Source organism: Undibacterium pigrum (assembly GCF_003201815.1).
Taxonomy (GTDB): domain Bacteria; phylum Pseudomonadota; class Gammaproteobacteria; order Burkholderiales; family Burkholderiaceae_D; genus Undibacterium; species Undibacterium pigrum.
Genome location: NZ_QJKB01000009.1, coordinates 179,652 through 196,756 on the forward strand (window position 1 = coordinate 179,652; position 17,105 = coordinate 196,756).

Annotated in this window: 11 protein-coding genes; 8 read left to right on the forward strand and 3 right to left on the reverse strand. The window is 51.1% G+C overall.

Features of this window, described 5'->3' with window-relative positions; translation table 11 throughout:
- Positions 1–33 precede the first annotated feature (33 nt).
- Both DFR42_RS22390 and DFR42_RS22395 read right to left on the reverse strand, forming a co-directional pair.
- Positions 34–972, reverse strand: a complete 939-nt coding sequence (locus DFR42_RS22390) for a DUF5655 domain-containing protein (RefSeq protein WP_110257270.1) — start codon at positions 970–972, stop codon at positions 34–36.
- A gap of 60 nt (positions 973–1,032) precedes the next feature.
- The gene (locus DFR42_RS22395) at positions 1,033–1,398 is read right to left on the reverse strand and encodes a hypothetical protein (protein WP_110257271.1); all 366 of its coding nucleotides are present in this window, start codon (positions 1,396–1,398) and stop codon (positions 1,033–1,035) included.
- A 236-nt stretch (positions 1,399–1,634) separates the two neighbouring features.
- On the opposite strand from DFR42_RS22395, the gene DFR42_RS22400 reads away from it, so the two are divergent.
- The 8 genes from DFR42_RS22400 to DFR42_RS22435 all read left to right on the forward strand — a co-directional run bounded on the left by DFR42_RS22400 (position 1,635) and on the right by DFR42_RS22435 (position 12,853).
- Positions 1,635–3,299: a VRR-NUC domain-containing protein gene (locus DFR42_RS22400; protein ID WP_110257272.1), complete on the forward strand. Its 1,665-nt coding sequence runs from the start codon at positions 1,635–1,637 to the stop codon at positions 3,297–3,299.
- Positions 3,296–5,557: an ATP-dependent DNA helicase gene (locus DFR42_RS22405; RefSeq protein ID WP_110257273.1), complete on the forward strand. Its 2,262-nt coding sequence runs from the start codon at positions 3,296–3,298 to the stop codon at positions 5,555–5,557. Before DFR42_RS22400 ends, DFR42_RS22405 begins: the two co-directional genes overlap by 4 nt.
- Positions 5,558–5,968: 411 nt before the next feature.
- Positions 5,969–6,712: a TetR/AcrR family transcriptional regulator gene (locus tag DFR42_RS22410; protein ID WP_110257274.1), complete on the forward strand. Its 744-nt coding sequence runs from the start codon at positions 5,969–5,971 to the stop codon at positions 6,710–6,712.
- Positions 6,709–8,061 (forward strand): ABC1 kinase family protein, encoded by a 1,353-nt coding sequence (locus tag DFR42_RS22415; protein WP_110257275.1) that lies wholly within the window; start codon positions 6,709–6,711, stop codon positions 8,059–8,061. Before DFR42_RS22410 ends, DFR42_RS22415 begins: the two co-directional genes overlap by 4 nt.
- Positions 8,045–8,434: a DUF6463 family protein gene (locus DFR42_RS22420; RefSeq protein WP_110257276.1), complete on the forward strand. Its 390-nt coding sequence runs from the start codon at positions 8,045–8,047 to the stop codon at positions 8,432–8,434. The genes DFR42_RS22415 and DFR42_RS22420 overlap by 17 nt, the downstream gene beginning before the upstream one ends.
- Positions 8,431–8,940, forward strand: a complete 510-nt coding sequence (locus tag DFR42_RS22425) for a DUF2867 domain-containing protein (protein ID WP_110257277.1) — start codon at positions 8,431–8,433, stop codon at positions 8,938–8,940. The genes DFR42_RS22420 and DFR42_RS22425 overlap by 4 nt, the downstream gene beginning before the upstream one ends.
- Before the next feature lie 130 nt (positions 8,941–9,070).
- On the forward strand, positions 9,071–9,865 hold the full coding sequence (locus tag DFR42_RS22430) for a hypothetical protein (protein ID WP_110257278.1): 795 nt from the start codon (positions 9,071–9,073) through the stop codon (positions 9,863–9,865).
- Between the two features lie 114 nt (positions 9,866–9,979).
- Positions 9,980–12,853, forward strand: a complete 2,874-nt coding sequence (locus DFR42_RS22435) for a M16 family metallopeptidase (protein ID WP_110257279.1) — start codon at positions 9,980–9,982, stop codon at positions 12,851–12,853.
- Positions 12,854–12,947: 94 nt separating this feature from the next.
- Here the strand turns inward: DFR42_RS22435 and DFR42_RS22440 are convergent, their stop codons facing one another.
- Complete coding sequence (locus tag DFR42_RS22440) at positions 12,948–17,105, reverse strand: translocation/assembly module TamB domain-containing protein (protein WP_170133636.1); 4,158 nt, start codon at positions 17,103–17,105, stop codon at positions 12,948–12,950.

A 17,105-nucleotide genomic window follows, 5' to 3' on the forward strand; every position in this document is an offset into this window, starting at 1 on the left:
ACATCGTGGAGAGAATTGCGCCGATGAACTGAATCAAAAAGGCTTAGTCACCCTACCCTCATAGGCTTGCAATATCAGCGGCTTTGCATTTTCAAAATCATCGCTATTTGCAACCGACACTTCCAAATCACCAGTTCCCCAGTGCCCACTATTGCTCACATTCCTGCAATTGGCAGGCATGACAGCAAACTGCGCTGGGTCGATATGCAAGTACAGAACGATGCGATTCTTTTGCAAAACGACAGTGGCAAAATTTTTCAGGCGCTTAAATGCTGCATAGAGCTTGAGTTCTTTTCGTTCCACGTCATCACCAAGTGAGGCAATGAAGTCTTCAACTGTCATCAATAATTCCCGCAAATGTGGTGACAATTCATGCAGCCATTCTGCGTATGACTTGTCGCCACTCCTGGATCGATTGACAGGAGTGAGCTCGCTGACAGACTTGGTGGTCGTTTTAGGTGTGGGATTGCTACCGCTGTTGGCTTGTTCCAATAACAGTAAATCTTCACCAAATAAGCGATAGCGTATTAGCTCAATATTGCGATCTATCTGCTGAACTGCATGTGCATCAAACTTGGTAAAGTCAGCGGCGATGCAAACCAGGCGTGGTGCGCTCCAGTCTATGCTGGCTGCTGCAGCATCACCCAATTTTTTAGCGACCAAAAGCTGGAACTCTGCCTGATGATCCATTAACCAATCAAGATAATACAAGCCTTGATTGATGACATTCTCAGACACAGAACGCTTGTATTCCAAAATTACAGGACAGGCGTTTTCATCCAGGCCTAGCGTATCTATGCGCCCTCCATGCGTTTTTCCGGTGCTGTATTCAGATGCCAGAAAGCGTATGCGCAGCAGGTTGATCAGGTTATTTTCTATCAGGGTCTGCAAGGGGCGTTCAAGGCCGGATGCATCGCCTTGCAGCATGGTGGCTTTGCCATCGCTCAGACGGAACAAGCTGATTTCACTCATATTATTTTGTTGTTATTTAAAGTAGCAATTGACGCATTATCAGAGCGAAGCGCCAATAACTCAATACCTATGCTCATCCACTAAATGCTTATTAAAGCTGTACTTGCTGCCACCTTGCAGCACATCAGTCAGGCGTTTGGGGTTGGCGGATGAGATGAAGATGTCGGCGATGCCGTCCTTGACGCGGAACTTGGTGGCGGGGCTTAAGATGTTGTTGGCTTTGATCATCAGGTGGCGGATGATTTTGGCTTTTTCGCTGCAGATGAGGAAATGGTTTTCTTTTCTGAAGTTGGTCAGGGGGATGTTGAGCCACCAGCCTTCGTCGTTGCCGTAGCGGACGACTTGGGAGAATTGGGTGTTGCCTTCGTTGAGGACGTTGGCTTGCAGGGAATCGTTGGCGATTTGGATGGCTTCGGCTTTGTTCATTTTTGTCTTCTTTGGCGTCTTGGGCGGGATTCATGAGCAGGATTGCTGCCTGGGTATTCGACGGAAACCCATCCCTATCCCTGCCTTTCCCTTGAAGGGAAAGGAGTATATGGCAGTATTTTAACCGCTGGGCCTTCAATACAGACGGAATTGGTCACAGTTCTCGTTTACCCGTCATCCCACATTGCGTTAAACTGTATGCATATACAGTTATTTAAACACTACTTCCCTGCCCCATGCTTGCCAATCTGGATCATACTTTTTACTACCTTGAAAACTTCCAGGCCGTGCTGGACTGGGTGGGTGGGCGTTATGCGGATTTATTGGCTGGTGATGAGCAGGCGTTTATAGCGCAGTTTGGCGAGCTGCCGCAGGCATCGCGGGCTTTGTTTGTGCGTATGGTAATGCGCAAGGGTTGCGTGTTCAGGGCCAGCAAGCTGGTGTATGGCGAAATTGGTGAGACCAGGGCGGCCATGCAGGCGCTGGTGGATGTGGGCTGGGTGCAGGCTGATCCAGAGCTCGACATTGCTGGCCTGTTTGATTTGCTGCAAAAACCTGAGCTGGCGCTGGTGCTGGCGATGACGCCTGCTGAAAAGAAATTGCCCAAGGCTGAGCAACTGGGCTTGTTTAGCTTGCGACATACGGGTAGCCAGGCTTTTTCTGCATGGTGCTCAGACGCTGTCAGTGCTGTGGACGATGTGGCTTACCAGGTTGTGAACAAGGATTTGTGTGACCGGCTGCGTTTGCTGTTTTTTGGCAATCTGTATCAGGACTGGTCTGAGTTTGTGTTGTCTGACCTGGGCATTTCCCAGTATGAAAAGGTGGAGTTTTCTGCTGCCTCGCGTGGCTTTGGTTGTCGTGCGGATATTGATGCTTATCTGGCTTTGCATGCCTGTCGTGAGGCTTTTCATGCGGAGCAGCCTGTGCCTGAGGTGCTGGCGCAACTGGCTGGTTTGCATGACCTGGACAATGCCTGGCTGACCAGCCGCCGTAACCGCTTGCTGTACCAGATTGGCGAGCACCTGGAAAAGCAAAAGGACTGGGCGCTGGCGCAACAGGTGTATGCGGGTTGCACTTACCCTGGTGCGCGTTTGCGGGCCATACGGGTGCTGGAAAAAAGTGAACAGACGCAGGCTGCCTATGATTTGCTGACGCTGGCGCAGCAAGCACCCGAGAGTGAGGCAGAACATCAGCAAATGTTGCGTATTGCGCCGCGCCTTGGTCGCAAGCTGGGGCTGGCTAAAGTTACCAAAGCAGCTCGTACATCACCGACAGAGCTGGCCTTGTGTCTCCCCTTCCCGCAAGAAGATTATGTGGTTGAGTATGTGGTGCGCGATCATTTGCATACAGATGATGCGCCGGTGTTTTATGTGGAAAATGCGCTTATCAACTCCCTGTTTGGCTTGTTGTGCTGGCCAGTGATTTTCAAGGCGATACCGGGGGCGTTTTTTCATCCCTTCCAGCGTGAGCCTGTGGATTTACTAAGTGCCGATTTTCAGTCGCGGCGAGCAGATGATTTTGCGGCCTGCTTTGCGCAACTGGAGTCGGGTGTTTATCACCAGACCATACGGCAAACTTATGCGGCCAAGTCTGGCTTGCAGTCACCTTTTGTGTTTTGGAGCACGTTATCTGAAGACTTGCTGGAGATGGCGCTGGCCTGCATACCTGCACAACATCTGAAGCATAGTTTTGAGCGTATCTTGCTTGACATACGCGCCAACCGCAATGGCTTTCCTGACCTGATACAGTTTTGGCCGCAGGAGCGGCGCTACAGGATGATCGAGGTCAAAGGGCCAGGTGACAAGCTGCAGGATAACCAGAAACGCTGGCTGGACTTTTGTGCCAGGCATGATATGCCAGTGGCGGTTTGTTACCTGGAGTGGCAAGAGGCTGAGCAGTGAGCACAACAAGCCCAGCCAGCTACTCCGTCGCAGTACGTGCCTTGTGCGAATTCACGGCCAAGCAAGGCGACCTGGACTTGCGCTTTACCCCCTCACCCACTGCCGAGCAAGGCATGGCGGGACATGCGACAGTGGCCTTGCGCAGAAGCAGCAGCTACCAGCGCGAGGTAAAGCTGGAAGGCCAGCATGGCAGCTTGCATGTACGAGGCCGTGCCGATGGTTATGACCCGGTCTTGCGGCAGGTAGAAGAAATCAAGACCTACCTGGGTGATTTGCATGCCATGCCAGACAACCACAGGCATTTGCACTGGGCGCAGGCCAAGGTGTATGGACATTTGTTATGCCAGAAACTGGGCTTGCAAAAGATCAGCGTGGCGCTGGTGTATTTCAATATACAAAGCCAGAAAGAAACGGTGTTGCAGCAGGAGCTGAGTGCAGCTGAACTGGCAGATTTTTTTGCCTTGCTGTGTGGCCGTTTTATTGCCTGGGCAGAGCAGGAAGTGGTTCACCGTACAGAGCGTGATCTGGCTTTGGCTGACATGGTTTTTCCGCATACGACATTCAGGCCGGGGCAAAGGCAACTGGCTGAAGCGATGTACAAGGCCAGCAAGCGCGGCTGTTGCCTGTTGGCGCAAGCACCGACTGGCATAGGCAAGACCATAGGCAGTTTGTTCCCCTTGTTAAAGGCGACGGCAGAACACAAGCTGGACAAGATTTTTTATCTGGCCGCAAAAACATCAGGGCGGCAATTGGCTTTGCATGCGCTGGGCAATATCCAGAACAGCACACCTAACCTTGGCTTGCGCACGCTGGAACTGGTCGCCAAGACGAAGGCCTGCGAATACCCTGAAGCGGCTTGTCATGGCGATGCCTGTCCGCTGGCCAAGGGCTTCTATGATCGCCTGCCCGCTGCACGTGCTGCCGCTGCCGAACAGCAATTGCTGGACAAGGAAGGTTTGCGCAGCATCGCCCTGACACACCAGGTTTGTCCTTATTACCTGGGCATAGAAATGGCACGCTGGGCCGATGTCATCATAGGTGACTATAACTATTATTTTGATCTCTATGCTTTGCTGCATGGTTTAACGATAGTAAATAACTGGCGAGTCGCTGTGCTGGTGGATGAGGCACACAATATGGTGACGCGGGCGCGCCAGATGTATAGTGCAGAACTACAGCGCGATAGCCTGAAACGCTTGCGCAAGACACCACCGCCAGCGCTCAAGAAAACTCTAGACAGCTTGTATCGCGCCTGGCTGCAATTGGAAAAAGAACAGGACGCTGATTACCAGCCCCATGCCGAGATACCTGAAAAACTCCTGAATGCATTGACGCGTCTGTGCACAGAAATTGGTCTTTACTTTGCTGACAATCCCAGCCAGTTAGCGCCGGATTTACAGCAGTTTTATCTGGATGCCTTGCTATTCAACCGCCTGGCAGAAAGCTTTGCTGATCATTCGATATTCGATGTCAGCAAGGCGCATGGCACATCGACGCTCTGCATACGTAATATCGTGCCTGCGGCTTTTCTGACGCCGCGTTTTGCAGCCAGCCATACGACAGCGCTGTTCTCGGCCACGCTCAGCCCCTGGAATTATTATTGCGACACGCTAGGCATGCCCGAGGGCACGGCCTGGGTGGATGTGGAATCGCCCTTCTCTGCTGATCAATTGCAGGTGCATGTAGTGAATAGCGTCTCTACCCGCTATGCCGACCGCGCCCGTTCTGTTGCGCCTATCGTCGCCTTGATGGCGCGGCAGTATCATGCGCAACCTGGTAATTATCTGGCCTTCTTCAGCAGCTTTGATTATCTTGAGCAGGTCAGCAGCAGCTTTATCAATGCGCATCCTGACATTCCTGTGCGTTTGCAAACCCGGCGTATGAATGAGGCAGATCGGGAAAACTTCCTGGCGCAGTTTACTGAGGATAGTCAGGGTATTGCTTTTGCAGTGCTGGGTGGCTCATTTGGTGAAGGCATAGATTTGCCTGGCGCACGGCTGATTGGTGCATTTATTGCGACGCTGGGTCTGCCGCAACTTAATCCCATCAATGAACAGATCAAGCTGCGCATGGATAAGATTTTTGGATCGGGCTACGACTATGCTTATCTTTATCCTGGCTTGCAAAAAGTGGTGCAAGCTGCCGGGCGGGTGATACGGCAGACGGATGACAGGGGTGTGGTGTATTTGATTGATGACCGGTTTGGGCGGGGGGATGTCAGGGCTTTGTTGCCGGGGTGGTGGGATTGCAAACTCTAATCTCGTAGGTTGGGCCGGGCCTCGCTAGGCTACGGTTCATCAGCCCAACACTGGGCCTTTGCAAACGTACGCGTCATATAGAAACCGAGCGTTGAGCTGGCAAAACGTCGCCTGGCGAGTCCTCCCCCAACGTCCGAAGCTACTTACTTAATTGCACACTTTCGCAAAATTTATCTGTTAATCGCATCTTGGCATAAAACATAAGTTCGACATTCAAGCTTTAATAAATGGATACGTTATTGACACGCCCTATGTTGGGCTGATGAAACGTAGCCCAACCTACACTCCGCTCACCTCCCCCCATCCAATCAACACAAACACTCCATTAAACAAGTAAACCTTGTTATTTAACGAAACAATGTATATATTAATGGAACTCAATCACCATTTTTATAGAAGTTCGTCTCGATTATGAAAACTTCCAAATCCCAGCAAGAGCAAACCCGGCGTACTCTGATACGTACTGCGGTCGACCTGATTACTGAAAAAGGTTATGACGCCGCTACCATGAAACAGATTGCCCGTGAGGCGGGTATAGGGGATGCGACTATCTACAAATACTTCCCCAGCAAGGAAAAAATCCTGCTTGCTTACTATGAGTTGTGCATAGAAATCACTTTGGAAGTGGCGCAAGAAACGCCAGGGTGGGAAGAGTTTACCCTGCAAGAAAAACTGCAAAGGCTGGTGGATGCCCTGCTGGAACTCTTGCTCGGCGACCGTGAATTTGTGGAGATTACGCGGGATATCTTTGGCAAATCTCCCCTGCTGATGATGCGTGACAATATGCCAGGTCAGCAAACCCTGAAGCAGGAAATTATCAAGCTGCTGGAAGAAGCAGAACAGCGTGGCGATATCTCCCCCTGCGATTTCAAGAACCTCATTGGTGGTTTGTTTGGCGATTATCTGTTTGCCGTGATTGCTTATTGGCTCAAGGATGATTCGGATGAATTCGCTAATACCACACAACTGGTGGACATGACGCTGGCGATACTGGTAATGGCTTTGAAGAGTGGCATCGTCAACAAGGTTACCGAACTGGCCAGCTTCATGCTGCGCAACCAGTTGTCGCGCATTATGCAAAATGGTTCTGGTTTGCTGGAGATGGTGAAGCTAGTGCAGAATGGATTAGGACGTGGCCTGGGGGACGTGCGATGAACAAGGCACCGCCTGCCAGCAAGCTTGGCAGAACTGCCATCACCGGCCTGGCGCTGGCACAAGCTGGTGCCAGCAAACTGGGACATAAGGCGCGGCAAATGCTGCGTAGTGACGATGACAAACAGCTTGCACAAGAAAGACATGAAGCTGAAATTGGACGCATACTCTTCAAGGCGCTGAATCAGTTGAAAGGCAGTGCCCTCAAGGTATCGCAATTGCTGAGCATGGAGGCTGATTTTTTACCAGAAGGCATACGCCGCGAACTGGCGAAAGGCTGTCACCAGGTTACACCCTTGAATCGCGCTCTGATCCATAAAGTTTTTCAACGTGAATTCGGCATGGCACCAGAGCATCTGTATGCGCAGTTTGATGCGCACGCCTTTGCAGCAGCCAGCCTGGGCCAGGTGCATCATGCGCAATTGGCAGGCGGCCAGCAACTGGCTGTCAAGGTCCAATACCCTGGCATCGCCTCTGCCATAGGCAGCGATTTTCGTATGCTGCGTGGCATTTTTCAAACCCTGGCCATGGGCACCATTGTTTTGCCGAGCAAGGAAGTCATAGACCGTTTCATGCACGAGCTCGAAATCAAGATGGCCGAAGAGCTTGATTATGAGCACGAAGCTATGCAGCTCAACTGGTTTCACGAACATGTGAATTTACCGGGCATTGTCATCCCAAAATGCCTGGAAGAGATGTCCAGCAAACGCGTCCTGACGATGGAGAAACTCGAAGGCTTGCACCTGGAAGCCTGGCTGGCAACAGCACCAGATCAGGCACAGCGCAATCATTACGGACAATTGTTGTTTGACTGGTTCTGGTACAGCGTTTGCGAGCTGGGTCGTGTACATGCAGACCCGCACCCCGGTAATTTTTTATTCATGCCGGATGGGCGTTTGGCAGTGCTGGATTTTGGTTGTACGAATAAAATCTCGTTCAGCTTTTGTGATGCGATGGCACGTAGCTGGCGCGCGTTGAAAATGACAGATGAAGTTGAGCGCAATCGTCTCTTGCGGCTTGCTTATATAGACCTGGGCTTGTTTGCAGATACGGTCACGCAAGCAGAATTTGATAGCGACATCATGGCTGCGCTCGCTGAGTTGCATGCCTGGAAAATGGAGGCGTTTCAAAGCACGCATTTTGACTTCAGCAATAAATCATCCTACCCCAAAACCATGAATGCAGAGCATAGCAGGTTGCTCTCAGGCGTGCTGGTCGGCTGGCATGAGGACGTACCTTATTTTGACCGTGCCTATCTGGGGCTGATGAATATGCTCAAGAAAATGGGTGCGGTCGTCAACACTGAAATAGCCTGGACTAAACAAGGAACAAACCATGTCAATACCAACTAAGCACCGGAAAATCTGGATAGGTAATTACCTGATCGCCGTTGCAGCTCTGCACACGATCGCTGCCTTTCTACTTTTTGGTCCCGTCTTTATGGGCATGCTGGAGCGGGGAATATTCAATACCGTCAATCGTGATCCTTTACGTTCAGCAGCGACGTGGTTCTTGCTGTTTGGAGCTCCGTTTTTACTTCTGGGCATGACCATCAACAGCCTGGAACGCAAACCTGATTTTACTGAAGCCCGCTTGCTGGGTTTGGGTCTCCTGCTCTGCTGTATCTTTGCAGTGATACTCATGCCCACGTCCGGTTTTTGGCTGGCCATGCCTGCAGCAATTGCATTGATGAACATACGTGTAAACCAGGGGCAGGTAGCATGAAAAACAAGATCACGGAAACAGCAATTCCAGCATCCAGCAAAATCGCTGAAGATTTGCCTGGTGCCTACTTTTATGACTGTTTTGAAACTCCCTTCCCTCATGCCGATTTGAGCGCCATGCAAATCTATATGGATACCTTTGCCAAAACACCAGCCTGGGTCAATGCCATGATGGGCATACGTAATCGCGTGGTGGTTTTATTTGGTTTAAAGAATGTGGGTGGGATGAAGGCACTGAACAAGAGCAAGCCTGCAGAAGCCTACAAGGTGGGTGACAAGGCCGGGATATTTTCTCTGGTGTACAAGTCAGATGAAGAAGTCATACTCTGCGATTCTGACAAGCATCTGGATGTTAAGGTATCGGTCTCCAAGCAAACCAGGGACGGCCAGCCTTTTATCGCCCTCAGCACCGTGGTGCATGTACATAACAATCTGGGGCGGGCATATATGCTGTTCGTGGGACCGGCACACAAGGTGATTGCGCCAGCAGTATTAGCGAAAGCGTAAGAGCTAATCTTGCTTGATTTAACGACTAAACTGTATACGTATTTTCCCTCATCATTTTTGTCATGCATTTGTCATAAATCCCCTCTAAGATGAAATCACTAAAACAAAAGAGAAAAGGAGATTAAAGACTATGTTAAGTACATTAAAACAAAAATACCAAATGATGCGGTCCAGGAATATCGTTAAATTTTCCGACTACAGGCGTCAGTTAGTTGACATACCGAATGCAGTATTCTTGCATTGGCAGGCAACAGCAAAAAATGAATTTCCCGGCATCCCTAGTGATGCCGTTTTTTTTACCCGCGCAGCAGAAGGGCTGATGATGTTTTTCAGTTGTATCAGCCGCAGCAAGCAGGCTTGTGCCCTGCCGTCGAAGGCAGCAGACTCTGTCTGGCATGCCTGGAATAGCTGGTCACCCATCAACCTGGACAATTTTTGTGGCAAACACTTCGGCAGCACGATACCGCATGTGGAAGCCGAAAACATGTCCAGTGGTATCGACATCGCTTTGGCCAACTGCCTGGTCACTGCGCAAAGAGCGGAAGGCATATGGCCAGGCAGACCCTCTGTCCCCCGCTTGTTTGCCCTGGACCGCCAATTGCATATGCCACATGGTTATGCTTACTTTGCCAATACCGTTAATATAGGCTTCCAACATATGAATGCCCGTGGCGTGGGCACGGGAAAAGCCCATTACCCTGCAAGCTTCGACGCCAGCCAGTTGTTGGCGGCTGGCTTGATAACGGCGCTGGTGTATGAAGAAATGCTGAGTAAGCAAGCCCAGGCAGCCAAATCTGGATCTTCATGTGGGGGCAGCAGTTGTGGCGGTGGTGGTAGCAGTGCTGACAGTGGCGGCTGCGATGGTGGTGGGTCAGGCTGCGGCAGCAGTTGCGGTGGTGGCTGTGGCGGAGGTTGTGGTAGTTAAGTATCGGGCATCTGCCAACAGGGAGTTTTTGTAGCAAATCGATACAAAGCCCGGCCCACCAGCATCTCGCCAACAGGGTACACTGGCATTTTTATCTAGCCTTCACCGCTATTTATGCCAAAAACCCCAACTCACTTCTCTATAAAATCATCCGCACCGGGTAAACGCCTGGTCGCCAGCCTGTTTTTGCTCAGCATCAGCCTGCCCTTCAGCCTGCCAGCTCTAGCAGAAATCAAGTTGAACGATCCCTTGCCCATCAACCCTGACTTGAAACGGGGCAAGCTGGACAATGGCCTGACTTACTATATCCAGAAAAATGATACTCCACGCAAGAAAGTGGAATTGCGTCTGGTAGTCAAGGCGGGTTCAGTGCTGGAAGATGATGATCAACAGGGTCTGGCGCATTTTACCGAGCACATGGCTTTCAATGGTTCCAAGCATTTCAAAAAGCATGAGCTTATTTCTTACCTGCAATCCATAGGGGTGAAATTTGGTGCTGACCTGAATGCCTATACCAGCTTTGATGAAACGGTATATGTCCTGCCCATCCCTACCGACAAACCTGCCTATCTGAAAACCGGTTTCCAGGTATTGGCTGACTGGGCGCAAGGCGTGGAGATGAAGGCTGCCGACATTGACAAGGAGCGCGGCATTATTCTGGAAGAAGCGCGACTGGGCAAAGGGGCCAGTGACCGTATGACGCGCCAGTTGCTGCCTGAAGTATTCAATGGCTCCAAATATGCTGAGCGCCTGCCCATAGGCAAAGAAGACACCATCAAACAATTCAAGCATGATGCCCTGCGCCGTTTTTACAAGGACTGGTACAGGCCAGACTTGATGGCTGTTGTCGTCATAGGCGATATACAGCCTGATGATGCCGAAAAAATGGTACGCAAATATTTCTCAGGTTTGAAAAACCCCGTGCCTGCGCGCGCCAGACCAGAAATCAGCATCCCTAAAAATACCGCATCCAAGGCGCTGGTCATCACTGACAAGGAAGCCACCAATAATTTGCTGATGTTGCGCTACCCACTGGAAAAACAGGCAAACTATGAAGTCATAGGCGACTACCGTCAGGATATTATCCGCGGCCTCTACAAAGCCATGTTGAACCGCCGCCTTGGCGCATTGACGGAACAGGCCAAGCCACCTTTCCTGGGTGCTTCTGCCGGTAGTGAACCTGTGGTATCGGGCTATCAGTCTTTCATTTCAACGGCCATGTTGTCGCAGGCAGGCACACAGGCGGCGCTGGACGCCTTGATGCAAGAGAAAAACAGCATACGCCAGTTTGGTTTTACGGCCGCTGAGTTTGACAGGGCCAAGAAGATAGAAGCGCGTGAATATGAAAGCATGTTCAATGAGCGCAGCAAATCCAGCTCAGCCAATTTTGCAGCAGAGTACATACGTAATTTCCTGACCAATGAACCTATCCCCGGCATCAAAAATGAATACCTGTATTTCAAGGAATTTGCCGAGGCAGTTTCACTGGAAGAGATGAATCGTTTTGCCAGACAGGCGACGCCGGATGACAGTGTGAAACTGATGTTTTATGTAGGCTCAAACAAGACTGGCGAAGTTATACCAAACGAAGCAGATTTGCTGGAGATGGCTGCGAAGGCAGAGCAAAAACCTGTCGAAGCCAGGGCTGAAAAAGTTGCCAGTGCCAGCCTGATGGCGACGCCGCCGCAAGCAGGCAAGATCGTCTCGGAAAAAGAAAACAAGTTACTTGGTCTGGTGGAGATGACCCTATCGAATGGCGTCAAAGTCACGCTCAAGAAAACTGATTTCAAGAATGACCAGGTCTTACTGAGCGCACGCCGGGCTGGTGGCATGTCTTTATTCTCTGACGCTGATTACTACAATACTTACTATAGCAACCCGGTTGTCTGGGGCATGGGCATGGGCAAGTTCAGTCAAAAAGACTTGCAGGAAACCCTGGCGGGCAAATCAGCCAATGTCAGGACCAGTATGGATAATTATTCCGAAAGCATAGGTGGCGCATCAAGCAGCAGTGATATAGAAACCATGCTGCAATTGCTGTACCTGCGCCTGACAAGCCCGCGCAAGGACGAGGTAATGTTCCAGACCCTGATCAATGCGCAAAAAGAACTGGCCAGAAATACCTCGGCACGTCCTGAAGCTATCTTTTCTGAAGCCATTACGACGACCATTTATAAAGATCACCCTCGCGTTCCGCATCTGGCGCGGGTAGAAGACTTTGACAAAATTTCTCTGGACCGCAGCATGGAGATTTATCAGTCACGCTATGGCAGCGCAAAAGATATGCACTTCATTTTTGTCGGCAGTTTTGAAGTCGATAAAATCAAGCCGCTGATCGCAACCTATCTCGCCAGTTTACCAACTGCAGATATCAAAACAGAATATCAGGATTTGCAAATCAATCCGGTACAAGGTGTGGTCAAGAAAGACGTGCATATTGGTGGCGAAGAAAAAAGTACCGTGGTGCTGAGCTTCACCGGTCCATCCACTTATACACGTGAAGAAAATGGCCGCTTCCATGCGATGGTGGATATCCTGAACTTGAAGATCATCGATGTGCTGCGTGAAAAGCAGGGCCTGATTTACAGCGGCGGCATGAATGGCTCATTTGAACGCATTCCGCAAAGTAGATACAGCATAGATGCCGAACTGCCCTGCAGCCCTGAAAATGTAGACAAGGTCATTGCTGCCCTGTTCGCTGAAATCAAAAAACTGCAGCAGTCTGGCCCGCAAGTAGAAGACTTGAACAAGGTCAAACAATCATGGATCAAAGAACACCAGCAAGAATTGCGCAGCAATGAGAACTGGTTGAATCACTTGCAAAATGCGGTGTATTACAAAACCGAGGCTGACTCCATCTTGACGGTGGAAAAGCGCATACGGGCAATAACGCCAGCGCAGATCAAGGAAGCAGCACAACGCTATTTCAATTTCCAGAATTATGCGCAAATCGTGATGTATCCTGAGCAGAAAAAAGAAGCAAAGTAAAACCAAAAAGCAGAAATATCAACGAAGTATTTTCTGAAATTGACGGCAATGCAAGAGGGGCAATCGATGACGATTGCCCCTCTTTTTTCGTGCTTTAATTGAAGGAGAAAGTGTAGTTCACATCGACCGCAGATTCAGTACCTGTGCGGCCAGTGATACTGATGCGCCGGGTCAACTGCCAGCTGAGTTTGATACCGCCACTGGCGTCAGACAAACCACGCTCTACTGACAGTACCAGCCCCGGCATGATACGTTTGCCTACGCTGACAACCTGGTCTGTGGTGGCATTGCTGGTGCCTGTAGAGCCAGCAATGGTTTGCCCAGGCAAACGGCTGGATGAGCCATTCGATGATGAGCCGATTGAAAACTCATCAAAACCCAGCCCCTGCACAATATCACGCGGCACATTGCGGCTGCCGTCGCCGCCAAAGATGGCTGTCGCAGCCGACATCAGCAGCGAGGCATCACCACTGGCAAGCTGGTCTGAACCGCGCCCCAGTACCAGCCATGAGAGTTTTTCTGCATCCGGCACTTCTGGTTCAGAAACCAGCCTGACTTGTGGGGCACTGACTGTGCCAGCCACTTCTACCCCAGCCTCCACTGGCAAGCCCTTGCGCAAGGCGCGGATATTCAAGCCAGGGTTGGATGGTGGCCCCTGGAAGTTCAGTATCCCGCGCTCTATCGCCAGTTGCTGGCCATATCCCTCATATGCACCCTTCACGGCACGTATGGAACCATTGGCCTGTAAGGGGCTGCCATCAACCGAGCGCAGGCGCAGGCTGCCTTCCAGGCCAGTATCGAGGCCACGGCCAACAAAGACAAAGCGCGGGCCCATATCGAAACTGACATCTACACGGGTTTTCAGGCTTTTTTTATTGCTGTCAGCTTCTGCTTTCGCCGCTACCTTGTCAGTTTTACGTATGACCACCACATCGCTGGACAGGCTGGGAGGCGGCAATTTGGGTAGCCTGAAGTAAGCACCATCGGCCAGTACCTTGCCAGTCAGGCTCCAGATATTATTGGTTTCAACGATATTCGCCTGGCCGGAAACAACCAGCCATCTGTCCTTGCGCTGCAAGAGCGGGAACTGCGTCCATTGTGCCTGTATGCTGCCGGTTTCCTTGCCTATGTCTATATCGCCACTGGCTTTGAATTCGCCCTTGCGGCCTATCCAGTTTTCATCCCTGAATTGCGCGTGGCGGGGCATATTGGTGACAGTGTTGGAGAATTGCAGATTGCTTACTTTCAGGCGCTTGTCTTCTATCTGCGCGTCCAGGCTGCCGTTAGGCAAGAGCAAACCTTCTGAGGCAAAAGAGATTTCCAGCTCACGTCCGGCCAGATTGGCGCGATAAGCTGGTTTGCCTATGCTGCCTGACAGGCGTGCATCGGCGTTCAGTTTACCCTTGAGCACTACGCCCGGATTAAGGAAAGGCCCCAGCCATTGCAGATCAGGCACGGCTGCCGTGATTTGGCCGTTGAGTGGTGCGCTTGCGGGAATAGTCCAGGCATCGTTTTGCTTGCTCATCTGGGTATTTGCCTTGACTTGCCATAGCCCCAGGCGGCTACCATCAGCTATCAAATCCAGGTTCAAGTTCTCGCCTGCACTGCCAGCAACCAGGCCGCCCAGCTTCATTTGCAATTGCAGGTCGCGTATGCCGAGGGCGACTGAGGTGCCAGTTCCTTCAGGATCATTAAAACGCAAATCGCCACTCTGGCGCTGCAGTTTGATTTCGCCTTGTGCACTCTCTTTTAATTGCAATTTCCATTGCGCATTCAGCCTCAAATTACCGCTGACTGCATTCTGGGGATAAAACAGATTGGCAATTTCTACTACCTGTACGTCGCTGATTTGACCACTGGTCTTGATGGCCGTAGGTGTCCATTCCAGTTCATCGAGTTGCAACTTGCCCATGCTACTTTGCAGCGACAAACTACCCAGGCGCACAGATTGCGCAGATACTTGCAAAGGCGCAGAACTTTGCAGACGCACATCGGGCTGGCCGTTTAAAGTCAGTGCCTGTAATTGCCCATTCCATGACCAGGCAGTGTCATTTTTGGCGTCAGCCTGCATGCTGCCGCCGGCGGCCAGACTGAGTGTTTGCTTATTTGGGAAGATGGTATCTAGACTGAGCTTGTGCGCATCACGCCTGCCCTGCAATTTGAGGCTGAGTTTTTCAAGTTTGTCCGTGCTCTTGGTGGCTGCAGTGCTTGCTGTAGCACCTGCTGCGTTCAAGGCAGGTAAATCACCACCGATATGACTTGCAGTGATCTCACCATCAAATTGGCCTTTGATGCCATTTGCCAGACTCAGGCGCGACTTTAATTCAGCGATCGTGTATTGCTGGTTACCACGTTTGATGCTGACTTGCTGTGCCAGTGCGTCCAGGCTGCCTGCCGGTTCATTGAAACGACCACGCAAGGCGCCGTCAGCTTTCAAATTACCGCCCAGTGCGACTTGCCAGTTGCTGAGCAAGGCGTTTAGTTGACTCAAATCCTGGGCGTCGATATTGAACTTCAATACATCATCTGCCCCTCCCCAATTGCCTTGTCCGGTCAGGGTGTTTTTACCGAAGCGAAAATCCAGTTGTTTGACTTGCAGTTGCTGGTCCTGCAGCCAGCGTGCATCCATGCCCACTTGCACAGCCTGACCGGCATACTGGCCTTGCAGTTGTTGCAGATTGACTTTTACATCCAGCTTTGGCGCAAGCTGGCCGCGTGCGGTGAAATCTGCCTGCAAGCGGCCTGTCGGTGTCGCTACCCAGCGAGCGGGATCAAAGTCCTTGAGGCTGGCCTTGAGATTGAATACCTGTTTGTCAGCAAAGCTGATATCACCAGCACCTTGCAGATGTGCATCCTCAGCCTGCAAATCAAATTTATCCAGATTCAGCAGCATTTTATGATGCTGGTAGCTTGCTTCTGCATTCAGGCTGGCGCGAGCATCCTGCAATTTTGCCTGTAGCTTGACGCTTTTATCTTTTGCTGTCTGGGCAGAAAACTGGCCTTTTATATTGCTGGTATGCAGACGCTGGTCTATTTGATTGAGGTCAACATTGGCCAGATTGAGTTTCAAATCAGCTTGCAGCTCTGCGGCTTGCCAGTTGATATCGGCTTCACCTTGCAGCTTGCCCTTGCCTGCGAGTTGCACTGCCAGGTCTTTCAACTTCAGTTGCTGGCCTTGCCAGAACAGGCTGGTCGTCAGCGACTGCACAGGCAAGCCTTGCTTATTGATACTGGCAGCCTGGGCATTTTGCACATGAATGGGGCCGGTCAGGCCAAACGCGGCATTCTTTTTCTTGTCATCGATGACCGGCTTTAATTGTGTCAATATGCGCAAGTCTGCTTGTGGTGCACCAATTTGCCAGGCAGATGGATCAAAATGCTGGACATCAATATCCAGCTCACGCACATAAGGGGCAGTGAATGCGCTGACGCGTGCCTTGGCATGGCCTTGCAGGTTTTTATTGCGGATGTTTTTATCCGCTTCACTATCGAGCACCGCTTCTACCGCAATTTGCATGTCCGGCAAGCTGCCTGCGACTATACCCTGCAGGATGACGGGTGGTATGCCTTCCTGCACCTTGCCTTGCAGGCTCAGGCGGCTATTCAGTTTGAAAGGCGCGAGGCTGGCCATATCAGCTTCACCCTTGATCTTGCCCCAGGGGCTGGTCAGCTCAGTGCTTGCCTTGAATTGCTTGTCTTGAAAAACAAAGCTGCCAGTCAGGGCGCTAAGTGCCAGGGTTTCTATCTGTTTATTGGTATCGGTCAGCGTAGCGATATGCAGACGCCCGACAGCCAGCCGTGGGGCACTCAGACTAAAAGGTAGACCGATATCAACTGGCACGCTGGCGGCTTTTTTACTGGCCCGGCTGGCGATGGTCAGGTCGCTGACCTGAAGCTGGGTAATATAGATGTGCCGCCGCCATAAAGCAGTGGCTTGCCATCGCAGTGAAACGGCGCTGGCATGGATATGCAAGTCTTGCGATATGAAACTGAATTCATCCAGTTTAATTTCATCACTCAAAGCGCCCTGCACGCCCTTGAACTTGAGGCTGCCGACGCTGAAATTTTCCAGCATGGCCAGAGCTAGCCTGGTGCCGCTTTCTGTCTTATAAACCCAGACCAGGCCCAGACTGCCAACGACGATGAGTAATAAAAACAGCTTGAAGACGAAGGAACTCAAGCGACGCAAAGGGCGTCGTTTTTTCTTGGGCGACGGCGTTTTTTCAAGCTGATTTTTTTCGTTTTCGCTCAT